The following is a 23,526-nucleotide window of genomic DNA, read 5'->3' on the forward strand; positions in this document are numbered from 1 at the left end:
GTATGGAATTGGCGCATTTAAAAGGTTTAACAGGAGCAGAATTCACTTTTGAAGTAGAAAAAAGACATATTCGACAATTTGCTGAGGCAATTGGAGACCCGAATCCTTTATATGTTGATGAAGCGTATGCGGCTACAACGATATATGGAGGCATTATTGCACCGCTAACTTTCCCAATCGCTATTGGTCAGGATAGTGGGGAAAATCTTGATCTAGGACTAGATCACAAAAGAATGCTACATGGCGAACAGGAATTTATCTATCACCGCCCGATTCGTCCAGGGGATAAATTACATTGCCAACTGAAGGTGTCTGATGTGTATGAAAGGCAAGGAAAAAAAGGACCTATGGAATTTTTAGTGCTTGATACAGAAATAAAGGATCCCTCTGGTGAACTAGTTGTCATCAGTCGTACGAACATTATTTATCGACCTTTAGCGGGCGTAGCAGCTAATAACTAATATTAAGAAAATATATGGGGCTAAGAATCACTTTAAGCCCCCAAGTAAGGAGGCAGATGAATATGGTGAGTTACGCAGATTTACATGAAGGACAACAGCTGGAATCTCTTACAAAACCAACTGTCACAAAAGTTCAATTGGTTAAGTATGCAGGTGCTTCAGGAGATTTTAATCCGTTACATACGGATGACGCATTTGCGCAGAAAGTGGGAATGCCTGGTGTAATTGCACATGGCATGTTGGTAATGGGCTTTCTTAGCGAATATGTAATGAAACTAGCAGGTACTACAGCAGTTCCAACTAATTTTAAAATGAGGTTTGGCGCTATTACAGTTCCTGGAGATCAAATAACGTGTAAGGCGCTAGTTAATCGTATGTATGTAGAAGACGGGAAGCAATTTGTCGTACTTGATCTCACAGCAGAGAAAGAAGCCTCACATGTAGTCGGTTCAGGTCAAGTTGTATTGAAATTTTAATCATTTTAATGGAGTGAAATGGAAAGGGGAGATAGTAAAAATGGCAAGTATAAAAGATCGCTATGCAATTGTAGGTGTGGGAGAAAGTGAACGTTCCAAAAATTCTGGCACAACGCCATTACATATGGCATTAGATGCAGCACGAGCCGCATTAAATGATGCTGGCCTTGAGACAAAAGATATCGATGGCTTTATGAGTTATTCAGAGAATGATTCATGTACAGCTCATCAAGTAGCAACCTATCTTGGTGTTCGGCCAAAATATGTAAAGGATATTATGGGTGGTGGTAGTAGTACGGAGATGTTAATCGCGGATGCAATTGGTTTGATTGAAACAGGTCAAGTTAATACCGTATTAATATATCGCTCTATGAATGGCCGATCAGGCGTACGAATGGGGGGCGGTGGTTGGGATGTCGATCTTCTTCAGACAGCAATTGAAGGTGGAAGCTTCATTATACCTTATGGTGCAGTAAGCCCTTCGCAATGGTTTGGATTATTTGCGACAAGGCATATGCATGAAACAGGTTTAACAAAAGAACATCTTGGGCACGTATGTGTCAGCGCATACGAGCATGCGCAACGAAACCCTAAAGCATTCTTTTATGGCAAACCTGTATCTATGGAAGAGTATTTACAAACAGCTCCACTAAGCTATCCGTTTAATAAGCATGATTTCTGTTTGGAATCTGACGAAGCGAATGCAATCATTGTCACTTCTGCAGAGAGAGCAAAAGATTGCAAATCAAAGCCTGTTTACATTATGGGAATGGCTGCAAGACAATGTGTATCACATGCACACTACTGGAAAAACTTAGATGAAGTAGCTGCGGATTATGTTGCACCTGAGGTTTATAAAATGGCAGGAGTAAAGCCAGAAGATATTCAAGTTGCGTCAATTTATGACTGTTATAGCTGGGTAGTTTTGCGTCAATTAGAGGCCTACGGATTAGCACCTCGCGGAGAAGTAGGAGATTTTGTAGCAGCTGGAAACTTACGAATGAATGGTAAATTACCTACAAATACAGCTGGAGGAATGCTATCGGAAGGTTATACGCATGGCATGAATAACGTCCTCGAAATCGTACGACAAGTCCGTCATGAATATGAAGGAACCGAGCGTCAAGTAGAAAACTGTGAAATCGGCATTTGTACTGGTTGGGCAGGTCCGGATATTGCTGGTGCAATGATTCTAAGAAAATAGGAGGAATGACAATGGGAGAGACAACAAAAGTGGGATATGACAAACCGATTCCATTAAAAACCCAAGATAATCATCCATATTGGGACGGAGCAGATCAACATGAGTTAATATTACAAAAATGTAAAAGTTGCAATGAATATGCACATCCACCCGGTCCTAGCTGTACTAAATGCGGCAGTACTGACCTGTGTTGGGTGAGTCAAGGTAGCACGGTTTTAGGTAAGGTCTATTCATATGTCGTTTCCTACCGTCCATTTTTGCCAGGCTTCCAAAATGATTGTCCACTCATCATAGCTGTAGTGGAATTAGAACATTTACCACAAGTGAAAATAATCGGCAATGTCTTGAACTGTTCACCAGATGACATTCAAGTAGGATTACCCGTCAAAATGATATGGGAAGACATTACAGAAGATAGAGCAATGCCACAGTGGGTTCAAGCCTAAATCTAATTGTTAAAAGAAGGAGGGATAGAGACTATGGATTTTTCATTTACTAAAAAGGAAGAAGCGTTTCGACAAGAGCTAAGAACATGGTTGGAGGTGAACTTACCAGAAGGTTGGATAGAAGGTACAAGTAAATTACCTACCGATGAAGGTGAGTATGCGAAGTTTTTAAGAAACTGGCAAAGAAAGTTATATGAAGGGGGCTGGGCTGCAATTGCCTGGCCAGAAAAATACGGTGGTCGAAAAGCGTCACTAATGGAAGAAATTATTTATCACCAAGAGATGGTTCGAGTGAAAGCACCACCACTTGTTAACTATGTAGGTATTCACATGGTCGGTCCAACACTAATGCAAATTGGAACAGAGGAACAACAAGAAAAGTTCATTCAAAAGATTCTCACTGGTGAAGAGGTTTGGTGCCAAGGGTATTCAGAGCCAAATGCAGGTTCTGATGTAGCGGCTATTCAAACAACGGCAGTCAAGGACGACGACCGCTGGATTATTAATGGGCAGAAAGTATGGACTAGTTTTGGTCATATAGCTGACCGATGTTTCTTAGTTGCGCGCACTAACCGTTTTGAAAAGAAACATCACGGAATTACTGTATTCCTTTTAGATATGAATCAACCAGGTGTAGAAACAAGGCCGATTATCCAAATGGATGGACAGCATGATTTTAATGAAGTTTATTTGAACGATGCAGTCGCGTATGATGCAGAAATTATCGGTAAAGTGGATGAAGGATGGCATGTAATTATTGCACTCTTAATGCATGAAAGAACCGGTATTGGTGCCCAAGTTTTCACATTGGAGCAGCAATTTAATGAGCTAGCTGCATTAGCAAAAGATTTAAAAGAGGATGGTGAACCATTAATTTCGAAACCACTTATTCGGAAATCAATGGTTGATTTATATACACGTTCCCGTGGTTCTTTATTAAATTACTATCGAAATTTAACAAAAACTATAAAAACAGGACGACCTGGTGCAGAAGGCTCAATGGATAAATTGATGGTTAGTGAGCTAACAAAAGAGCTACTTTCCCAGTCGATATCCATTCAAGGACATCAAGGGATTTTATGGAAGGAAGACGCAGTATCCGGTAATTCTTATTGGCAGGATAATTACCTATACTCCTTTGGTCAAACGATTGGCGGCGGTACGAGTGAAATTCAAAAAAATACAATTGCGGAACGCATTCTAGGTTTGCCAAAGGATATGGGCCGTTAATCTAAAAAAGGTGGGTGAGTCAAATGGACTTTTCTTTAAGCCAAGAGCAAGAAATGTTTCGTGAGTATGTAAGAAAGTATTTAGATGATGTGGAGCAAACGAAAATTGCTCGAGAATATAGTAAAGGAAACACGGAATTACTACAGTCAATCATAGTAGGCATGGCTGAATTAGGGTGTCCGAGTATTAATATTCCAGAAGAATACGAGGGAATGGGTTTAGGTGCTCTTGATCTAGTACCTGTTTTAGAAGAAATAGGACGTGTAATCTTACCTGGATTATTTTTAGAAACGAATGCTCTAGCAGTACCGTTAATAGAGAAGTTTGGAACAGATGCGCAAAAAGCAAGGTACTTACCTTTTATTGCAAGTGGAGAGACGCTATTTTCTATAGCTTGGCTAGAGCCAGAGGGTAGCTATAATCCATCAGGCATTAATATGACAGCTACTAATGATAATGAAGACTTTATTCTAAACGGTGTCAAAACATTAGTACCAGATGCTGAAATAGCTGATTATTTTATAGCGTTAGTACGCACCGATGAAGGAATTTCACTCGTTATCGTGGATAAAACGTCAGCGAACTTAACGCTCAAACCACAAAAGAATATTGATGAAACAAGACGAGTAGCAGAATTAACTTTTGAAAACGTCAGAATTCCAAAAGATCAATTGTTAGGACCAATCAATCAAGGATGGGAAACACTGCAAGAAGGATTACTATCATTTAATGCAGCTTTATCAGTTGTAATCGTAGGTAGTATGGAAAAGATTGTTGAGATGGCTACGGAGTATGCTAATATCCGCGAGCAATTTGGTCAGCCAATTGGTAGATTCCAAGCGATCAAACATAGAATTGTAGATATGAAGATGGATCTTGAGACAGCTCGTTCTTTAGCACATTATGCTAATTGGGCATTAGAAAGTGATGCAGCTGATCGTGTTCAAGCTATTTCTTGTGCTCGACTTTTTGCAACGGAAGCATTTAATAATATTGCTGCTCATAATATACAGATCCATGGTGGAATAGGTTTCACTGAAGAAATCGATTGTCATTTATTTGTTAAGCGTGCAAGGTACTACGAAAATTATTTAGGGAATACGGAACAGCATTATCAGCAAGCAGCAGTTGCACTTGGCTGGTAAAAGGAAGTATTTCGGAATAAATATCATTTTAAAGGTGGAGATGGACTATGAAAATAGCAAATGAAATTCGAGAATATAAAAATGTCATTAATGGTAATTTGCTTTCTTCATCAGGTGGCCATTTAGATAGTATTGATCCATCAACAGGAAAGGTATGGGCAACAATTCCTTGTGGTACAAAAGAAGATGCCGAGTTAGCTGTAGAGACTGCAAATGAAGCTTTTGTAGATTGGTCCTCATTAGTTCCTACAGATCGTGCTACTTACTTGCGCAAGGTAGGTGATTACATTGTTCAGCATGGTGAAGAATTAGCTGCTTTAGAAACTCAAGATAATGGCTGGGTGTTTCGGGAAACGCAATATGGGCTAATACCTAGCTTAGCGAGCTTTTGGTATGATGCAGCAGGAGCAACGGCAATAGCTAGTAAAGGAGAAACAGTCCAATTAGGCACTACATGTACAGGGTATACATTACGCGAACCATTTGGCGTGGTCGTTGGAATCATTCCTTGGAATGCGCCATTATTTACATTTACCGTAAAGGCTGCTTATGCACTTGCTGCCGGTAATACAGTCATTATCAAACCTTCTGAATTGGCATCTGTGGCCTCTTTACGATATGGGGAACTCATCAATGAAATTCTCCCACCAGGCGTTCTGAATGTTGTTTCAGGTTTAGGAAATGAAGTAGGGGAGACATTAGTTCGGCATCCAAAAGTTAAAAAAGTCAGTCTAACAGGCTCTGGTGGAACAGCCAAGGCCATTGCCAATTCCACAGCTGAAAATCCGAAACCAATGATTTTGGAATTGGGAGGGAAGTCACCTAACATTGTATTTGAGGATGCAGATCTAGATAAAGCTGCATACGGTGTATCACTTAATGGCATATTCAGTGGAAACGCTGGTCAATTCTGTGTAGGTGGATCAAGAATCTTAATTCAAAGATCTATCTTTGATAAAATGATCACGAAAATGAAAAATCTTTTAAATGAACAAATACAGTTAGGACATACAATGAACCCAACAAGTACTATGGGACCCATCGCGAATGCTACACAGTATGAGAAAGTTTGCAACTATATAGCGATAGGAGAAGAAGAAGGTGGCGAAATTATCTACGGAGGCCGACACGGAGGTGGAACACTTTTACCTGAACATCCCGAGTTAGCTGACGGTTATTGGGTAGAACCTACATTAATACAAGTAGAAAATAATTCGCTTCGTATTTGCCAAGAGGAAATCTTCGGCCCAGTAGCTACTGTTATTCCATTTGATACAGAAGAGGAAGCCGTTGCCATAGCAAATGACACATCTTACGGTTTAGGAGCAGGCATTTGGACATCAGATCTGAATCGAACACAAAGACTAATCCGACAAATAGAATCAGGAAATGTTTGGGTCAATACTTACCGAAGAGTAGGTCCAGAACTACCATTTGGCGGTGTAAAAGAAAGCGGCTTTGGTACCGATTCTATTTTAGAATACACACGTGAGAAAACTTGTTATATTGAAAGTGAATAATGTAAGTGAAATTCGCCACCTTTGTAGGGATTTTTTTCTACGGAGGTGGTTTTTGTTGCTACTAGCCCAGTTTTTAATCAACTATAACATGGGTTTAGTGTGCTCAGAAGACGTGAATATTCTGCTAAATAACAAAGGACCGAGTTAGTGCAACAATCGATGGAGTTAGCGCAACAAAAGATAGTTTTAGTGCAACAAACAACGGAGATTGCGCAACAATCATTCGAGTTAACGCAACAAACTGCCTGTAAGGTAGTAAGGCAGGGGGTTCCTGAGGTAGATGTTGAAGGAGGAAGATATATTTATTTACATGAAAGCTTGCTTGTAGGAATAGATTATACATTTTAAAAAAGCATTTTAATGAATAACAAAAAATCATAGAAACAGTTATTAGTCCCGAAAAAACGATATTAAACTTTAGGGTTAGTGATGTAACTAATAAGATGCATGTTGAATTTATTTCATCATCTAAAAAATTGTCTAAAGATTAATAAAACCCGAGAACTATTCGGCAATACAAAAATGAATTATCCATAAATTATTTCGTATTTTCTTGCATTAGTCCTAGTAGAATGAATGAAATTTTTTCATACTTAATAAAATCTTCTTCATAAAATTGTTCAAGTCCTTTTAATAACTCTCGATAGTTTACTTTATCTAATTCTTTGTGAAAATCATAGACAACTTTACCTTTGTTTGTTAATTGGATTATGACTTCTCGATTATCAAGTGGATTTTTAGTTTTTGTTAACATATCTTTTTTTATTAAACGGTCCACCATTTGTGAAAGTGCACCTTTTGTTTTATTAGTTAATCTAGATAATTCGGAAATATTCGTTTGAGTTTTATCGCCAATCAGATTGATTGTATGTGCTTCAACCATAAAAAGATCATCATCAGTTCCGTACTTTCTCGGAATACTTTCATAAGAACTAATATGTCTAGATAATTCATAGATAGTTTCCATCATTTCATGGAATGATTTCTCTTTACTCATTGTAATCCCCCTCGTAATTTATTGAATGATTATTTCGAAAAAACAGTAAGTTTTATGTCATTAGTATAGCATATTAGAATTCTATTCATTTAGAAATGAGGGATATTAAAACTAAAAATAGAACCAAAATAAACGATTTGTATAATTATTTAAATTTTCAGATTATTTATTGACCGTTATTAGTTAAGGTGCTATACTAATTTTCAATACCTGGTAACTCATTGAATTGAAGGGGGTATGCGATTTCAAAATTATTAATCTAGCTAATGGTCGGTATAAAACATTTAAGTTATTTCATTACTAATCTAATTTTTGACAATTAAAAATTTAGATCTGAAAAGGAGAGGTGTATGTACATGGCCAGTCAAGAATCTAAATTGAAGAAAGTTTTAGGATTATCAGATGTTATGAGCATTGGAGTGGGGCAAATTATCGGTGCTGGGGTAATGGCTCTAACTGGTATTGCAATAGGTATGACCGGAAGTGGTGTAACTTTAGCATTTATTATTTCATCATTTTTTACATTATTCATGGTTTTACCTATTGCAGTTATGGGTTCGGCTATACCTACTACAGGTGGACTGTACAGATACACAAGTCGACTTTTATCTCCTAAAGTAGGTTTCTTTTGGTTAACGTTATTTATGCTTGGTCAGTTAACATTAGCGATGTTTGCTATATCATTTGCAGAATATGTTCAAGGATTAGTTCCATCTGCACCACTCAAACTAGTCGCTTTTGTACTTATTACAATATTTTTTATTGCAAATTTAGTAGGGGTGCAATTTGCTGCACGTGTAGAGAAAGTTATGGTTGTAGTTCTACTTCTTGCTCTAATTGTATTTGTTGTATGGGGAATGCCAGAAATTAATTATTCTGTTTTCAATTCAGTAGATATGTTTCCTAGTGGTTTTGTTGGCTTCTTTATGGCAGTCGGATTACTTTCTTTTGCTACTGGCGGGGCACAAGTTGTTGCCGAGCTTGGTGGAGAAATGAAAAATCCAGGAAGAGATATACCTTTGACTATTATAGTAACAACATTGGGAGTAGGTTTGCTCTACGCTTTTATGGCAACAATTGCTGCGGGAGTATTACCAATTGCAGATGTTGCTAACAAACCTTTGACTGATGTCGCAAGAACAGTTTTACCAGGACCACTTTTTATTTTCTTCATGGTGGGTGGGGCGATGTTTGCTTTAGCTACTACGTTGAATGCAACTCTATCTTGGGTTACAAAAGGAATAATGATTGCATGTGAAGATGGTTGGTTGCCTAAATCATTAGGGAAAGTGAATGAAAAGTTTGGAACGCCACATTGGTTGTTGACTTTGTTCTATATTATTGGAGTTATTCCGATCATCACAGGTTTATCTCTGGGGGTAATTTCGGCATTAGGTACAGGAGTTTTACTATTAGCTAACATGATACCAGTATTTGCTTCAACAAAATTACCTAAAAAATATCCTGAACGTTATAAAAAGGCTAAATTTAAGCTACCTCCTAAAGTGTTAAATACAGTTGTATATATTGGGATAGCTTTATTATTTTTTCAAGGGTACCTACTTATAACTTCGTTATCATTTAAGATCATCATAGGTGCGATTGCCTTCATGGTTATTTCTGCATTATACGTAAATATTATCGGCAACAATCCTAAGTATGGACTTAACAGAAATTTAGGCTTTGAAAATGAACCAGACAGTAGTTCTGAAGAAGTTACAAATGCAGTTGTAGAGTTAGCAATAACTTCTGAGAAGAGTATTGAAATAGTTGGAGAAAGTTCAAAAGTTTGATGAAGGACTTAAACTTGTAGATAAAAATGTAAGCCCTTTCAAAATAGCTGGTTAGAATAGTAAGACGGGGAGATGAATTAATATGAAATATAATTTTGACAAAGTAGTTGACCGATATAACAGTGCATCTGCGAAATGGGATGCAACAGAGGAATTGTTCGGTGAGAAAGATTTACTTCCGCTTTGGGTTGCAGATATGGATTTTAGAGTACCAGATGAAGTAGTGAAAGTAATACAGTCTCAAGCTGAGCATGGTATTTTCGGGTATACGACGAAGAAAGATAGTTATTATACAGCAGTAATTGATTGGATGAGAAATCGACATAATTGGACAATTGAAAAAGAATGGATTTGTCATACGCCAGGTGTCGTGTCTGCATTAAGTCTAGCTGTTCAAGCTTTTAGTGAACCAAACGACAAGATCATTGTACAGCCACCAATCTACTATCCATTCATGAAAGTAATTGAAAATCATAATCGACAAATTGTATATAATCCTCTCATTTTTAAAGATGACAGATACTATATGGATTTTGAAGACTTGATTTCAAAAATTGATTCTTCGGTTAAAATGATCCTAATTTGTAATCCGCATAATCCTGGTGGTCGAGTTTGGACTAAATCCGAACTAGAGCAACTCGGCAAAATTTGTACTGAACATAACATCCTTGTTGTGTCAGATGAAATTCATGCTGATCTTTTATTCAAGCCTGCTGAACATACGCCATTCGCTGCGATTTCAAAGGAGTTTGCAAATAATAGTATCATATGTACGGCTCCTAGTAAGACATTTAATCTAGCAGGTCTACAAACATCAAATATCATTATTCCTAACGATACTTTAAGAGAGAAATTCATAACTGAAACAGGGAAGTACGCTATTGGTAATTCGAATTCATTTGGGGCGATTGCTACAGAGGCTGCTTATAATTATGGTGAGCAATGGTTGGATGAAGTTCTGGACTATGTAGAAGAAAATTTGCATTTTATCACATCATATTTTGAAACCAATCTACCAATACTGAAAGTTCTACCATTAGAAGCAACTTACTTGGCTTGGATTGATTGTCGAGAATTAGGGCTTAGTACAGAAGAGTTGGAAAAACTATTTTTATCTAAAGCTAAAGTTGCGTTGAATCAAGGTCACGTATTTGGCCCAGGTGGTGAGGGATTTGTACGGATGAACCTCGCTTGCTCCCGTTCAATAGTTGAAAGAGCTGTAAAGCAAATAGAAGAAGCGGTCAATTCAATAGTAGCTAATAAATGATTTAAATAAAAAAATTGGGGGTAAAGAAAATGACAAATTCGCAGACTTTATATAAGAAATCAAATAAGAGTAGACTAGCTGAGATGGGTGATTTGGCACCGGAAGCATTTAAAACATTTTCCTCTTTTAATAGTAATGCTTTAAAAGAGGGTGCACTATCTGCAAAGTTGAAGGAACTTATTGCGGTAGCTGTTGCACATGTAACTGGATGTGCGTATTGCATAGATTCACATGTAAAGAAGGCAAAAACGCTCGGGATGACAAAAGAAGAAATGGCCGAGGTTATCATGGTGGCAACTGCCTTGAAGGCTGGTTCGGCACTTGCCCATGGAGTAAATGCTTTGAATGCGTTCGATCAAATAGAAGAGGAAGAACTATACAAGAAATCCTATATTAAACGAATGTCAGAGTTTCTCGAATTGAATCAAGAAACGTTTGGAGCATTCTTCACTTTTGATAAACTGGCGATGAAACGTGGATTACTCACTGTAAAGGAGAAGGAGTTAATCGCCGTCGCAGTAGCCCATACTACAGGGTGCCCGTATTGTATTGATGGTCATGTAAAAGGAGCTAAGGGTGCTAAAGCATCCAAAGAAGAAATGGCAGAAGCGATATTGGTTGCCACAGCTTTAAAAGCAGGTTCTGCATTGGCACACAGTGTAAATGCTTTGAGTGCATACGATTCTTAAGATTAGGGAGCTATTGTTGAATACCTTTTAATAATTAGGAAAAGTTAGAACACCTTCGTAATTGTCACAGTAGTTACAACGACATTTATTGAAGGTGTTTTGCATGCATAAATGTTGGTCCATAATTACTTGAAGAATAAATCCCCACCCCCTGTCCCCTTATCACCCAAAACCCTCTATATAACTAATAAAGGGAGAGGGGAATAAACTAATGACATCCACATTACTTAACACCGCAGAAACATATTCAAAACTTCAATCATTTAAATCAATTAGCAAATTAAACGAAGTAGTTAATAATCATCGACAGAATTTCAGAAATCAGCTTACTAAATCAGAACATGCCACTTTAGATTTACTTGCGCGTTTTGCCTGTAAATATATTGGTGTTTGTTATTTAGCGAAATCAAAAATGGCTAATATGTTGGAGGTGAATATTCGGACCGTGCGTCGTGCTTGTAATACATTAGAATCACTTGGCATTATTAAGCAATATACATTAAAGCGACATAATGGAGATCGAAGGCAATCGTCAAATGCTATTGTCATTCAAGCGCCAAAAGCAGATGTCCTACCGCAATGTCCGCCCAAAGAAGCCCTTATAAAAACAAGCAATATAAAAAATACATATGATACAGAAATATGTGAATCAACTGAAAAAGAAAATGAAAGAATGGCATTAAAAGATGGCTTAATTACAAAACTACCTTCTGCTATTCAAGTAATTGCACCGTTTTTCCAAATGGAGGAGCTTTACCGCATAACGGGTACTATTTACAAAGCAAAAGCAGCAGTCGACAGAATTATTTCGTTAGAAGCGTATGAAGATTTATATCGAAATGCTTTACTATCAATTATTCATGCATATAAACGGGGAAGAATAAGGCATTTACATGGAGCAATTTATACTGCAATCAAGCGTCTGACAAAGAGTATTCAAACTCAAGCATTAGCAAATGCGGTTTGGTATGAAGAGGTAGCTAGTTAAATGTAATTTCAACAAAAAAACAGACTCCTAATATTGATAGGAATCTGTTTTGAGGAGACGTTAAGTTTTAGGTTTTACATTTTTGTATACGTTTACAACAAAGAGGACAACAGATAAAGCGACTGCTGAACCACCACCCGATACACATAATTCCATAACACCGCGTGGAACATCCACATAAATAAAGATCATGCCCAATAATAAGAACGGTAAACCGATATTAAATAACCAAAATTGAGCCTTAGCCAAAGTCGTCTCGCCTGCATCCTTATAAACAGAATAAATAAGTCCAATAATGGCAGCGGAAACCCATCCGACAAGGTTAATATGAGCGTGTGTTGCAGCCCACTTCAACTGAATAGTGTAATGCATAAACAGACCATAACCAATTCCTAACGCGAAGTACAGGACAGCAATCTTAATCCATTTAGCACCCAATCGATCCATCTCCTTTTTAGTATTAATACATGTATATTCGCGAAATTCGATATCATTACTTATAATTCGAGGAATTGAAATTTAATTTTGTATAGAATTGTTTTTCGAAAAGTGAGGAAGTTAATGTGCAAGTATAGTAATCCATCTTAGTTGAAGACGATTCTCCGTAGTCAAAAAAATCAATCTTCAAAGTATTTTTATCATGCGTCATATTGAAGAAATGTACGCCTAATGTTATTGTTTTTATATTCTGAAAAATATTTTAGTAGAGGGTGTATGACAATGTCAGTAGTAGCAATTAATATGATGAATGCATTTACAATCGAAAAATTACGTGATAATGCCATTTCAAATGAACAAATTCTTGAGGGATTAGAAAAACAACAAATGGAAAACTGGAAAGAAAATGATCCAACGCTTAACTTAGATGATTTAGTAGCTTTATTTCAAGATGATAAAAATACTCTTGAAAGTGCATTAACTCAAGGTTATTCAGTGAAATTTTTAACATTCAATGGACTGAAAAGCTTATTGAAATTCCGTTTTCATAAAATAGAAGGTGAAGACTATCAGCTTTGTGATTCAGGAATAATGGATTTAAATCTTTCAAAAGAAGAGCAACCTATTCTAGAGCAAATACTTTCTATTAACTGGTATATTCAAGCTAATACAAATGAATCATCAATCAATGTATTGCTTAAATAAAGGTTATAGATTAATAGTGAATTCTCCAAAGCTGCAAAGTACATAAGGAGCTGAACTTGAAATTGAATATCAAAAAAATCTTAATTGCTAGCTCGGTGCTTGGCTTACTGTTTACTCTTGGTATCGCTGGGTTATCACAGACAGCATCTGCTCAAGCTTCACAAGCTAAAAAGTCCCTAAATAAAACTTTAAAAGCAACAACAGCTGTGAATATGAGAAAAGGAATCGGCACAAAATACAAAAAAATCATGACAGTTGAAAAAGGGATATTTGTGAAAGCGAGTAAGTACTCTAAAGGTTGGTACAAAGTAAGTGCTAACGGTAAAATAGGTTGGGTCTCTGGTAAATACCTAACATCAGCACCGGCAAATTATATGGATGCGGGTCTTGTTGAATTATCAGAGAAAGATGGCTTTGTCATAGATTTAAAATATGCGACAAAGAAAAACTTCATGGGATATGCATTATACCCAAAAGACAGTAAAGCATTAGTGGCAAAATCGACAGCAACAAAATTAAAAAAAGCCAATCAATTGGCACATAAAAATGGGTATAAGATTAAGATCTGGGACGTTTATAGACCTTTATCTGTGCAATGGGAAATGTACAACAAAATTCAAAACCATAACTATGTCGCAAATCCTGCATTAGATTCTAACCATAGTAAAGGAGTCAGTGTGGACGTGACATTGGTAGATTCAAAGGGTAAAGAACTAAAAATGCCAACCAAATTCGACTCATTTTCTACTAATGCAGGACGTTCCTATAAAGGGAACTCTAGAACAGCGCAAAAAAACATGGACTATTTAACAAAGATTATGACTCAATCGGGCTTTAAAACAATCAATTCAGAATGGTGGCATTACAACGATTTGAGTACAACTCATCCAACATTAGATGTACCTACGAAGTGATTCTATTGATATAACAAATTCCAGTAAAATTTGACGCTATAAACAAAAAAGAGCATTAAACAGCACTACGCAATTTCAATTGCATAGTGCTTATTTTTAAAACAAACTATTCAAGTTCAAATTCAGCTTCTTTGTTTTCATATACAACTTCGCCATTAATAATTGTGCTTAAAATTTGAATATCTTTAATAAGAATTGGTTCGACTGATGTTGGGTCTTGATCTAAAATAACAAAATCTGCATATTTATCGACTTCAATAGTTCCTGTTTTATCTTCTTCAAAATTGAGTTTAGCTCCAAATCTTGTCATTGCTTTTAATGCGGTTTCTACATCAATCCTTTGATCTGGACCAAGTACTACACCATCACTTGTAAGTCGATTTACAGCGGCCCATATAGAAAATAGTGGTGATATAGGCGTGATAGGGCAATCTGAATGTAAAGTATATAAAATCCCCAAATCATCAGCTTCTTTTAATGGATTAATGCGATTAGCTCTCTCAGGACCTAAGAAAATATTTTTATGTCGATCCCCCCAATAGTAAACATGATTAATGAAGAAAGAGGCAGCTATATCATATTCTCTCATAGTAATTAAATCTTCTTTAGTTGCTGTTTGAACATGTTCAATACGGTGACGATGGTCTTGACGAGGTGAGGTATCAATTGCATTTTTAAATGCTTCGATTATGGAGCCTATTGCACGATCTCCATTACCATGTATTGCAATTCTAAATCCTCGGTTATGAAGATTTAATACCATATTATTCAAATCTTTTTGATTGGAAATTAACTCCCCAACTAAATCCTTATCACAATAATATGGTTTACGTAGTGCGCTTGTTAGACCTTGAATGGAACCGTCTTGGAATAGCTTCGCACTATCAAGTTTTGCCATTCCATTCGAATCATTTAAAATCTTATCGTTGAGCTCAGAAGCATTGAAATTTGCGAAAATACCACCATCTAATAGCAACTCACCCATGACCATAAAACGCATTCGCATTGGATTTGCTTTTTCTTTTATTGCATCAATATGAGCATCATAATCAGGATATTCTCTTGAGAAGGTGAGAGCAGCATCCGTATTCGTTGTAATTCCTTGAGCTACATAATCTTCAGATGCCTTTCGTAACAGTTCACTCAAATCTTTTATATCTGGTACAGGTATATGTTGAGATACTAAATCGATTGCAGCGGGTTCATATAGTACACCGTTTAAGTTATTTTGTTCGTCTCTACCAAAATAGCCACCTTCAGGATCTTTGGTAGTAGCATTTAACTTTGCAATTTCAAGAGCAGCCGAATTGGCGACTGCTAAATGATTGGAAATATGTTTGATGAGAATAGGCCTTTCCATACTTACTTTATCTAAATCATCCCTTGTAGGATGGCGATTTTCCTCTAACATCGTATCATCATAGCCATACCCCAAAATCCAGCGTTCATCAGGAATTTCCTCATAATATGCCTTTAGATTAGATAGTACATCTGAGATATTTTTGTTTTTATTAGGTGAACAATCGACTTGTACTTTATTCGTAGCGTACGCTAATATGTGATTATGTGTATCAACAAATCCAGGAATTAGTGTTTTCCCTTTTAAATTATACTCCTTAAAGTTTTGTTCAAACGATAAACTATTTTGAGCATTTTCAAACTCTTCTTTGTTCCAAACTCCTGTAATTTTACCCTTATATGAAGAAAGAAAATCTGCTCGTTTTCCATGTTCATCTAAAGTTAAGACTGTTGCGTTCTTTATGAGTAAATCAACCAAAATCAAACAATCATCCTCCTAAATGTAATTAAGTAAGCTTTTGTAAAAGTATGTGTATAAATAGAAAGATTATTAAATGGACTAGTTTATTAACCGTGGGGATAATAAATTATGAAAACTGCATCTTCTCGCTGAAATGTTTGATTTTGCAAAAATCCACTTATATTTGGATGAGTTAAATAAGTTAGTATTAATCCAATAAATTATTCGTTTTTACTAATATCCTTTACAATTTATAAAGTGAATATACTCGCATCTACGAGAGATGAAACAGCTAGGTCTCAAAGACTTAAGCACAATACTCCATACGTTAGATGTAGCTGCGAAATATATGAGCGATTAAAAAATATATATTTCTTAGGGGATTTTTTATTTTTATCATTTGTTTAGAGATTCTAATGAGATAAAAACAAACTAAGTAAATAGTTATATTTGAATATTAGAAGATGACTTATATAAGGAATTTATGTGGTATTATTTGGTGTAATAGTTTATTTATTTAGATATAAAAGAAATGGATATTGAACTCTGTAAAATAAGAAAGGAGTCCAAAGCATTGATTAATCCAGATAACCCGATTCCACTACATGTACAGTTAAGAAAAATTATCGAAAAGAAAATAACGCAAGGGAGCTTTAAAGAAAAAATCCCTAGTGAACGTGAATTAATGGAAGAATATAATGTCAGTAGAAGTACTGTAAGGGAAGCAATATCTCAATTGGTTGTAGATGGTGTTGTTGAAAAGAGACATGGAAAAGGTACATTCATCTCTAAAAAGCCAATCCATTATTGGATGGGGAACCTAATTAGTACAACTGACATTATTAAAGACATGGGCATGCAACCTGGTACAAAGTTAATAGAACATGGCATTATTAAAGTTCCTGAAGAATTGCAAGACGCGATAAAGCTTGAAGAAGCATACTTAATTAAGCGCTTAAGATTTGCAGACAATGTCCCTATGGCAATTGAAACACAGTATTATCCTTTAGAATTAGGTATTAAATTATCTCAACTAAATATAAATGAAGGTACATTGTATGATTTATTAGAAGATGAATTACATATTCAGTTAAATGATTCTGAAGAAGTTATTTCTAGTCAAGTACTGTCAAAAGAGGATGCAACACTTCTAGAAATAGCAGAGGGGAATAATACTCTCCATCTAGAACGATTTGTTTATGATATAGAGGGAGATTTAATAGAATATTGTATTGCAAATTATAATCCTAATATGTACTCATTCCACTTTAGATCTCAGCGAATAAAAAAATGAAAGAACAATAAAAACACTACGCAATCATTATTGCATAGTGCTTTTTATTTTAAAGGAACTATTTAAGTGCAAACTCAACTTCTGCTTTTTCATAAACAACTTCGCCATTAATAATGGTACTTAAAATCTGAATATCTTTAATATTAATAGGATTTATAGCTGTTGGGTCTTGATCTAATACTACGAAGTCTGCAAATTTCCCTACTTCTAAACTGCCTAATTCTTCTTCTTCAAAATTAAGCTTTGCACCAAAACTTGTCATTGATTTTAAAGCAGTTTCCACATCAATTCGTTGATCTGCACCAAGAACAATACCGTCTCTTGTAAGTCGATTTACAGCAGCCCATACAGAGAATAGTGGGGATATAGGTGTAATAGGACAATCTGAATGTAAAGTATATAATAATCCTAAATCATCAGCTTCTTTTACAGGATTAATTCTTTCAGCTCTTTTAGGCCCTAAAAAAATGTTTTTATGTCGGTCTCCCCAATAATAAACATGATTAATGAAGAACGAGGCCGCGATTTCGTATTCTTTCATAGTAAGTAAATCTTCTTTAGTAGCTGTTTGTACATGTTCAATGCGATGACGATGATCTTGACGAGGCGAGGTGTCAATTGCCTTTTTGTAAGCTTCAATTATTGAGCCTATCGCACGATCTCCATTACCGTGAGTCGCAATTCTAAATCCTCTGCCATGAAAATTTAATGCCATATCTTCTAAGGTTTTTTGACTGAATATTAAATCCCCATATAACTCCTCATCACAATGATAAGGGGTGCGTAATGCACCGGTTAGACCTTGAATCGAGCCATCTTGGAATAGTTTCGCGCTATCAAGCTTTGCCATTCCATTAGAATCTTTTACTATTTTTTCGTTGAGTTTCGCTGCATTATAACTTTCGAAAACACCTTCCTCTAATAACAAATCACCCATAATCATAAAACGCATTCGCATTGGGTTTGCTTTTTCTTTTATTGCATCGATATGAGCGTCGTATTCCTCAGGACCTATTAGGAAACCGATACCAGCATCAGTATTTGTTGTAATACCTTGAGCAACATAGTCTTGGGATGCTTTTCGTAATAATTCAATTAAATCTTTTTTAGATGGAATAGGAACATGTTTAAAAACTAAATCCATAACAGCTGGTTCATATAGAACACCGTTTAAGTTATTTTGATCATCTCGTCCAAAATGGCCACCTTCAGGATCTTTGATAGTAGCGTTTAACTTTGCAATTTCAAGAGCAGCAGAATTAGCTACGGCTAAATGACCAGATATATGTTTGATAAAAATAGGTCGTTCCTTACTTACTTTATCTAAATCTTCTCTTGTTGGATGGCGATTTTCCTTTAACATTGTATCATCATAGCCATAACCTAAAATCCATTGTTCATTTTGGTTAACATCATGAAATTTCTTTAGGTTAGATAATATATCAGCGATATTTTTGTTTTTATTAGGTGAACAATCGACTTGTACTTTATTTATAGCGTACATTAATATGTGATTATGTGTATCTACAAATCCAGGAATTAGTGTTTTCCCTTTTAAATCATACTCTTTATAGTTGTGTTCAAGTGATAAACTACTTTGAGCATTTTTAAATTCATCTTTGTCCCAAACTCCAGTAATTTTCCCCTTATATGAAGTTAGAAAATCTGCACGCTTTCCTTCTTCATCTAAAGTTAAGATTGTAGCATTTTTAATAAGCATATCTACCATTACCATATATTCATCCCCCTAAAAGTAATTAAATTTAGTAAATAAGAAAAGTATTAAAGGTATAGAAATTAAAGAAATGACCGTAGAAATAACCGTTGTAATTGCACCAAACTTATCATCAGCATCGTATTTAGTAAACAATATGGATGCAAGTGTTAATACAGGCATCATGGCTTGAATCAACAAAGCTTTCGAAATCATGCCATCAAGGTTTAACAATACAATAAGTATAAATACAACAAATGGTAACCCCACTAATTTAATAACTGTAGGAATAACGATTTTACTTTTCACACTATAAAATTGCGTTTTGCTTATGGACATGATTAATAGTCCGATATAGAACATTGCTAAAGGTGAAGCAAGTGCAGCCAGTTGACTTGTTAAATTAACAAAAATCTCCGGTGGGCGATAATTAATAAAGGCAAATATTAAACCGAGGACAATCGCAATTGTTGGAATGTTAATCATTGTCTTTAGAGAACTAAGTGAAAAGGAAGTTGATTTTTTTAATATCATAACTCCAACTGTCCAAATTACTAAATCTACACCAGCGTCAAAAATAGCTGCATATAAAGCGCCTTCTGGACCTAGTAATGTTGCGCATAAAGGAATGCCAATAAAACCTGTATTGCCTAATCCGGATAATAAAGCAATCTCTCTCTGAAATGTTTTATCAGGGTAAAAAATAGTTGCTAATATCCAGCCAAGTCCAATGCCAAAAAGATTGATTAGGAGAGAGAGCGCGAAAACTAACATAATATTTCGAAGAATATTATGATTAATATCTACTTTAAAAATACTTGTTAATATAATACAAGGCATAGCTACATTAACTATAATATTCGTATATGTTTGCTTCGTATTATCATTGAGAGGAGTAATATAAGCTAGAATTACTCCTATGAAAATCATAAAGCCAATTAATAGAATTGATTCAAAAACGATTGAATACTCCACAAAACACCACATCCTAAAATCATGATTAACATTCTATTTTTGAGTACGTATTGTAGCCATCGGAGTTAGAAGTTGCACGTTTTTGGATGTTGCTAGGCTTACGATAATGGTAACAGTGAAATTAAAGAATAATGCAATCAGTCCATTATTAATGGAGAATATACTAATCTCTGAAAAATGAAGGAATAGAGCTACTGCGATCCCAGTAAGAATCCCTGATCCAACTCCTGTAGCTGTAGCACGTTTTGAGAATAATATAGCTAGTATCCCAGGTAAAATTTGTCCGAATCCAAAATAAGCAGTGTTGATAAGATTTAGCATTAAGCTTGGCAATGAAACGGTTAATACCATAGAAATTAACAAATAGACGATAACGACGATTTGTGACCACTTACGCTGTGCATTTTCAGGGATGTCCTTTACAATGTTTCGAGTGAAAATACCCCCTACCACCAAAGATGTTACTGCCAATACTAATAGACCAGAAAGAGCAGCTCCTGCAGCTACAAGTCCAACTACCCAAGAAGGCAGTAGATCAATAGCAGTAGCAATAAAAGCATGATTTGGATTTTTAATATTAGGTAATGCAACTAAAGCAAAATAAGAAGAAGCTATTAAAAATGGATACATTAACATATAAAGTGGCATGAACCTTTGTGCGCGTTTAATAGTTCCTTCTGATTTACTCGTAAATACAACGTTCACAATAAACGGTAAACAGTAAAAAGCTAGTGCCTGGAAAATAATGGTTGTAACCGAAAACGTTACTTCACCTGATGATCCAAATGAAATAGATGCACCGTGTGATTTTGCGGCTGTAAATAATTCATTTACACCACCCAATTTTGAAAATGCAGCCCAGCCAACAATAATAATTGCAGCAAACAGTAAAATATCTTTTAAAATAGAAATAACTGCAGGTGCCTTAACACCAGAGATTGCTATGTAAATATAAGCAATCGATCCAGCTATAAACACCGCAACACTAGGGGGTAGATTAAATCCAAGTGCATTCAAAGCAACAATTAGCCCCTCGAATTGAAGTTGTCCCCAAGGTATTAAAAAGATCAAGTATGCACCTGCAACAATAAGTTCGAGAGCACGGCTTGAAAAGTGACTTTTAAATAAATCAGGTGCGGTCATAGCATTATAATTTTTACCTGCACGCCAGATGAGCGGCGATAAAAAGTAACCGATTGGATAGGCTAATAGAATATATCCGAGGAACCACAGACCATAACCTGTTCCTTTAGCATAAATACCTCCAGGAAAACCAATAATAGTCCCGATGCTATATACTTCACCAATAGCTAAGAAAAATAGAATAAATCCATTAAATGATCTACCGCCAACTAAATAATCAGCAACGTCTCCTTTTTTTGCTTTTCCTTTTGATAAAACTGCTAAAATTAATGAAAAAATAAGTACGCTAATAAATATTGCTAACCCCATATTCCACCCCACCTTATCTAGTAATTATCCAAACTCTTTGCGGTCAAAGAAATACCATGAGAAAGAAATGCAAATTGACGTGAGTATAAACCATAAGAACATCCAAAAATACAAAATTGGGAAGCCAAGAACAAAAAATTCAGAATGACGAAATAAGATAACGCCACCAATAATACCTATAAAAGGAATAACTAAACCTACAAGAACATTGAAAAATTGCTTTTTAGTCATGTAAATCCTCCTTTCTTATTTTATAATTAAAGAACTATTCATCATGACGTCCGTACCAGTTGGTATATAATATTCTGAATATTCTTTATTTAAAACTTAGTATAATTATATTGTTAACAATGTGTCAATAGGAAAAATGGGCGAAGAAGATTTTTTGAGTTTAAAGCAGGGAAAAATGTATTTTGAAAACTTTTGAAGTTCAAACTAAAAACGTTGATTAGTTATTTTCTAAAATATTCCAAAATATTATATAATACTATCAGTTAATATTTTCTAATTTTACATCCGAGGTGAGTGATGATGAAGAAATACCTTTTCCAGGGATGTTACTTGGAACTATTGTGTTAGCATGTTTTAGTGTAAGTGAGACAACAGAAATTCAAGTAAAGGAAGAAATCACTAAGGAAGTAGAGGGTGAACAAAGAGTAAAAGTAAAGCTTATTGTCGAAACTGCTAAAGATAAAGTGGTATCAGCAACTCCTTTAGAATTGTTGAGCAAGCAGTACAGAAGAAAATTGGAAGTAAAGTTTATTAGGATTCACATGCTGAAAAAATTTACATACGGTAAAAGAAGCTTTATATTAAAAAAGCTGTAAATATGGCTTTTATCCTTTTGCGGCAAACCTAGTCACATTATGGTGATGACTGAACAGATTTTTTTTCTTGAATTCATTTAGGTTTGTGAAATAATGTAAATAAACTATTAATGTGTTTAGAAGTTGAATAAGGGTAACTAAAACAAGAGGAGATTACATGAAAATTAACTTACCCCATGCAGAGCTAAATGCTTTGCCGAACATAGAACTACCATTGCAAGAAATTGCAGCTATTAATCTATTTGACAATAGTTTTAGCGAAATTCCAGAAGGAATCTATAATATGAATAATTTAAAGGTGTTAAATATTTCTGCAAATAAGCTTAAAGAAATTTCACCTAATATAAAAAAATTAAACGAACTTACAATGATGGACTTAGGGCACAATCAGATTGAAAAAATTCCTTCTGAAATAGAATACCTTACGAATTTAGAGGATTATTTATATCTTCACAACAATAAATTTGAAACGATCCCACCAGAGATTAAGCACCTTAAAAAGCTAAAATATTTAAATTTAAGTGATAATCATTTCATTGAATTACCATCAGAAATTGGTGAATTAACCAATCTAGTAGAGTTACGCATAATGAATAACAAACTTCAAAACATTCCTGAAAGCTTTGGAATGTTAACAAATATTAGAGAGCTTCATTTGAGAAATAATCTACTCAGTACTCTCCCAGAATTATTTGAAAGCTTGAAGTTATTAAGAGTACTAGATATGGAAGAAAATCAATTAAAACAAGTACCAAAATCACTTAAATATTGTAATAAGTTAAGACGCTTGAATTTGAGACATAATCAATTGACTGCATTACCCGATGAAATTGGAAATCTAGAAAATTTATTGGAATTAGATCTAAGAAGTAATCATCTCACAGATCTGCCGGAATCTTTGATGGACATGAAAGGGTTAGAACGTTTAGATTTAAGGTGGAATCATGACTTGGAAATACCAAAATGGTTAGAAAAAATAGAGAAAAACGGTTGTATCGTTTATTTGTAAACAACTAATTTATATAAATATTCTAATGATTTATACAAAGGCGGAATAAAACAATGGCAATAGAATCTTCTGTAGATTTGAAATAAAGTTGTACCGTTTTACTTCTTTGGAATTTGTTGTAGCCTTATAAAAAAGATAGCTTATTAGTAATAAAGTTTGATTAAAATCATCGTACCTCTTTAGATTTTAGAGGGGAGATGATTTTTTTGTTGGATATTTATGT

At 35.2% G+C, this 23,526-nt stretch carries 24 protein-coding genes; 17 read left to right on the forward strand and 7 right to left on the reverse strand.

What is annotated here, in order from left to right:
- Positions 1-2 precede the first annotated feature (2 nt).
- The 8 genes from MHH85_RS06915 to MHH85_RS06950 all read left to right on the forward strand — a co-directional run bounded on the left by MHH85_RS06915 (position 3) and on the right by MHH85_RS06950 (position 6,830).
- The gene (locus MHH85_RS06915; RefSeq protein ID WP_340706411.1) at positions 3-461 is read left to right on the forward strand and encodes a MaoC family dehydratase N-terminal domain-containing protein; all 459 of its coding nucleotides are present in this window, start codon (positions 3-5) and stop codon (positions 459-461) included.
- Positions 462-523: 62 nt separating this feature from the next.
- Complete coding sequence (locus MHH85_RS06920) at positions 524-937, forward strand: MaoC/PaaZ C-terminal domain-containing protein (protein WP_340706412.1); 414 nt, start codon at positions 524-526, stop codon at positions 935-937.
- A 40-nt stretch (positions 938-977) separates the two neighbouring features.
- A complete protein-coding gene (locus tag MHH85_RS06925; protein ID WP_340706413.1) occupies positions 978-2,141 on the forward strand; it encodes a thiolase C-terminal domain-containing protein in 1,164 nt (387 codons plus the stop codon).
- Between the two features lie 11 nt (positions 2,142-2,152).
- Positions 2,153-2,587, forward strand: coding sequence for a Zn-ribbon domain-containing OB-fold protein (locus MHH85_RS06930; protein ID WP_340706414.1), 435 nt, complete (start codon positions 2,153-2,155; stop codon positions 2,585-2,587).
- Between the two features lie 33 nt (positions 2,588-2,620).
- The gene (locus MHH85_RS06935) at positions 2,621-3,817 is read left to right on the forward strand and encodes an acyl-CoA dehydrogenase family protein (protein WP_340706415.1); all 1,197 of its coding nucleotides are present in this window, start codon (positions 2,621-2,623) and stop codon (positions 3,815-3,817) included.
- Between the two features lie 23 nt (positions 3,818-3,840).
- Complete coding sequence (locus MHH85_RS06940) at positions 3,841-4,962, forward strand: acyl-CoA dehydrogenase family protein (RefSeq protein WP_340706416.1); 1,122 nt, start codon at positions 3,841-3,843, stop codon at positions 4,960-4,962.
- 47 nt (positions 4,963-5,009) lie between these two features.
- Positions 5,010-6,482 (forward strand): aldehyde dehydrogenase family protein, encoded by a 1,473-nt coding sequence (locus MHH85_RS06945; RefSeq protein ID WP_340706417.1) that lies wholly within the window; start codon positions 5,010-5,012, stop codon positions 6,480-6,482.
- Positions 6,483-6,629: 147 nt separating this feature from the next.
- On the forward strand, positions 6,630-6,830 hold the full coding sequence (locus MHH85_RS06950; protein WP_340706418.1) for a hypothetical protein: 201 nt from the start codon (positions 6,630-6,632) through the stop codon (positions 6,828-6,830).
- A gap of 190 nt (positions 6,831-7,020) precedes the next feature.
- On the opposite strand, the gene MHH85_RS06955 is transcribed toward MHH85_RS06950, so the two are convergent.
- Complete coding sequence (locus MHH85_RS06955) at positions 7,021-7,479, reverse strand: MarR family winged helix-turn-helix transcriptional regulator (protein WP_340706419.1); 459 nt, start codon at positions 7,477-7,479, stop codon at positions 7,021-7,023.
- A 356-nt stretch (positions 7,480-7,835) separates the two neighbouring features.
- Here MHH85_RS06955 and MHH85_RS06960 point away from each other — a divergent pair, with 356 nt between their 5' ends.
- From MHH85_RS06960 to MHH85_RS06975, 4 genes are all read left to right on the forward strand, one after another.
- Complete coding sequence (locus tag MHH85_RS06960; protein WP_340706420.1) at positions 7,836-9,272, forward strand: APC family permease; 1,437 nt, start codon at positions 7,836-7,838, stop codon at positions 9,270-9,272.
- 82 nt (positions 9,273-9,354) lie between these two features.
- Positions 9,355-10,539, forward strand: coding sequence for a MalY/PatB family protein (locus MHH85_RS06965; protein ID WP_340706421.1), 1,185 nt, complete (start codon positions 9,355-9,357; stop codon positions 10,537-10,539).
- A 29-nt stretch (positions 10,540-10,568) separates the two neighbouring features.
- On the forward strand, positions 10,569-11,228 hold the full coding sequence (locus tag MHH85_RS06970) for a carboxymuconolactone decarboxylase family protein (protein WP_340706422.1): 660 nt from the start codon (positions 10,569-10,571) through the stop codon (positions 11,226-11,228).
- Positions 11,229-11,439: 211 nt separating this feature from the next.
- Positions 11,440-12,216: a hypothetical protein gene (locus tag MHH85_RS06975; protein WP_340706423.1), complete on the forward strand. Its 777-nt coding sequence runs from the start codon at positions 11,440-11,442 to the stop codon at positions 12,214-12,216.
- Positions 12,217-12,276: 60 nt separating this feature from the next.
- Here MHH85_RS06975 and MHH85_RS06980 read toward each other — a convergent pair whose 3' ends face one another.
- Positions 12,277-12,654 carry a hypothetical protein gene (locus MHH85_RS06980; RefSeq protein WP_193740042.1) on the reverse strand — a complete coding sequence of 126 codons (378 nt, stop codon included), beginning with the start codon at positions 12,652-12,654 and terminating at the stop codon, positions 12,277-12,279.
- A 282-nt stretch (positions 12,655-12,936) separates the two neighbouring features.
- On the opposite strand from MHH85_RS06980, the gene MHH85_RS06985 reads away from it, so the two are divergent.
- Positions 12,937-13,359, forward strand: a complete 423-nt coding sequence (locus tag MHH85_RS06985; protein WP_340706424.1) for a hypothetical protein — start codon at positions 12,937-12,939, stop codon at positions 13,357-13,359.
- 62 nt (positions 13,360-13,421) lie between these two features.
- Positions 13,422-14,273: a M15 family metallopeptidase gene (locus MHH85_RS06990; RefSeq protein WP_340706425.1), complete on the forward strand. Its 852-nt coding sequence runs from the start codon at positions 13,422-13,424 to the stop codon at positions 14,271-14,273.
- 106 nt (positions 14,274-14,379) lie between these two features.
- Here MHH85_RS06990 and MHH85_RS06995 read toward each other — a convergent pair whose 3' ends face one another.
- On the reverse strand, positions 14,380-16,056 hold the full coding sequence (locus tag MHH85_RS06995; protein ID WP_340706426.1) for an amidohydrolase: 1,677 nt from the start codon (positions 16,054-16,056) through the stop codon (positions 14,380-14,382).
- A 550-nt stretch (positions 16,057-16,606) separates the two neighbouring features.
- Here MHH85_RS06995 and MHH85_RS07000 point away from each other — a divergent pair.
- Complete coding sequence (locus MHH85_RS07000) at positions 16,607-17,326, forward strand: GntR family transcriptional regulator (protein WP_340706427.1); 720 nt, start codon at positions 16,607-16,609, stop codon at positions 17,324-17,326.
- A 58-nt stretch (positions 17,327-17,384) separates the two neighbouring features.
- On the opposite strand, the gene MHH85_RS07005 is transcribed toward MHH85_RS07000, so the two are convergent.
- Genes MHH85_RS07005 through MHH85_RS07020 form a run of 4 tightly spaced genes read right to left on the reverse strand, consistent with a single transcriptional unit; the run spans position 17,385 to position 21,698 of the window.
- Positions 17,385-19,061, reverse strand: a complete 1,677-nt coding sequence (locus MHH85_RS07005) for an amidohydrolase (protein WP_340706428.1) — start codon at positions 19,059-19,061, stop codon at positions 17,385-17,387.
- Positions 19,062-19,073: 12 nt separating this feature from the next.
- Positions 19,074-20,015 carry an AEC family transporter gene (locus tag MHH85_RS07010; protein ID WP_340706429.1) on the reverse strand — a complete coding sequence of 314 codons (942 nt, stop codon included), beginning with the start codon at positions 20,013-20,015 and terminating at the stop codon, positions 19,074-19,076.
- A gap of 33 nt (positions 20,016-20,048) precedes the next feature.
- The gene (locus tag MHH85_RS07015) at positions 20,049-21,467 is read right to left on the reverse strand and encodes a sodium:solute symporter family protein (RefSeq protein ID WP_340706430.1); all 1,419 of its coding nucleotides are present in this window, start codon (positions 21,465-21,467) and stop codon (positions 20,049-20,051) included.
- A 24-nt stretch (positions 21,468-21,491) separates the two neighbouring features.
- Positions 21,492-21,698 carry a DUF3311 domain-containing protein gene (locus MHH85_RS07020; protein ID WP_193740034.1) on the reverse strand — a complete coding sequence of 69 codons (207 nt, stop codon included), beginning with the start codon at positions 21,696-21,698 and terminating at the stop codon, positions 21,492-21,494.
- Between the two features lie 290 nt (positions 21,699-21,988).
- On the opposite strand from MHH85_RS07020, the gene MHH85_RS07025 reads away from it, so the two are divergent.
- Positions 21,989-22,294, forward strand: a complete 306-nt coding sequence (locus MHH85_RS07025; RefSeq protein ID WP_340706431.1) for a hypothetical protein — start codon at positions 21,989-21,991, stop codon at positions 22,292-22,294.
- 157 nt (positions 22,295-22,451) lie between these two features.
- Positions 22,452-23,303: a leucine-rich repeat domain-containing protein gene (locus MHH85_RS07030; protein WP_340706432.1), complete on the forward strand. Its 852-nt coding sequence runs from the start codon at positions 22,452-22,454 to the stop codon at positions 23,301-23,303.
- The last annotated feature ends 223 nt before the right edge of the window (positions 23,304-23,526 follow it).

This window comes from Viridibacillus sp. FSL E2-0187, from assembly GCF_038006425.1.
GTDB lineage: Bacteria > Bacillota > Bacilli > Bacillales_A > Planococcaceae > Viridibacillus > Viridibacillus arvi.

Coding starts and splice junctions, on each gene's coding strand:
- MHH85_RS06915 (WP_340706411.1), top strand. CDS start 3: ATGGAATTGGCGCATTTAAAAGGTTTAACAGGAGCAGAATTCACTTTT.
- MHH85_RS06920 (WP_340706412.1), top strand. CDS start 524: ATGGTGAGTTACGCAGATTTACATGAAGGACAACAGCTGGAATCTCTT.
- MHH85_RS06925 (WP_340706413.1), top strand. CDS start 978: ATGGCAAGTATAAAAGATCGCTATGCAATTGTAGGTGTGGGAGAAAGT.
- MHH85_RS06930 (WP_340706414.1), top strand. CDS start 2,153: ATGGGAGAGACAACAAAAGTGGGATATGACAAACCGATTCCATTAAAA.
- MHH85_RS06935 (WP_340706415.1), top strand. CDS start 2,621: ATGGATTTTTCATTTACTAAAAAGGAAGAAGCGTTTCGACAAGAGCTA.
- MHH85_RS06940 (WP_340706416.1), top strand. CDS start 3,841: ATGGACTTTTCTTTAAGCCAAGAGCAAGAAATGTTTCGTGAGTATGTA.
- MHH85_RS06945 (WP_340706417.1), top strand. CDS start 5,010: ATGAAAATAGCAAATGAAATTCGAGAATATAAAAATGTCATTAATGGT.
- MHH85_RS06955 (WP_340706419.1), bottom strand. CDS start 7,479: ATGAGTAAAGAGAAATCATTCCATGAAATGATGGAAACTATCTATGAA.
- MHH85_RS06960 (WP_340706420.1), top strand. CDS start 7,836: ATGGCCAGTCAAGAATCTAAATTGAAGAAAGTTTTAGGATTATCAGAT.
- MHH85_RS06965 (WP_340706421.1), top strand. CDS start 9,355: ATGAAATATAATTTTGACAAAGTAGTTGACCGATATAACAGTGCATCT.
- MHH85_RS06970 (WP_340706422.1), top strand. CDS start 10,569: ATGACAAATTCGCAGACTTTATATAAGAAATCAAATAAGAGTAGACTA.
- MHH85_RS06975 (WP_340706423.1), top strand. CDS start 11,440: ATGACATCCACATTACTTAACACCGCAGAAACATATTCAAAACTTCAA.
- MHH85_RS06985 (WP_340706424.1), top strand. CDS start 12,937: ATGTCAGTAGTAGCAATTAATATGATGAATGCATTTACAATCGAAAAA.
- MHH85_RS07005 (WP_340706428.1), bottom strand. CDS start 19,061: ATGGTAATGGTAGATATGCTTATTAAAAATGCTACAATCTTAACTTTA.
- MHH85_RS07015 (WP_340706430.1), bottom strand. CDS start 21,467: ATGGGGTTAGCAATATTTATTAGCGTACTTATTTTTTCATTAATTTTA.
- MHH85_RS07020 (WP_193740034.1), bottom strand. CDS start 21,698: ATGACTAAAAAGCAATTTTTCAATGTTCTTGTAGGTTTAGTTATTCCT.
- MHH85_RS07030 (WP_340706432.1), top strand. CDS start 22,452: ATGAAAATTAACTTACCCCATGCAGAGCTAAATGCTTTGCCGAACATA.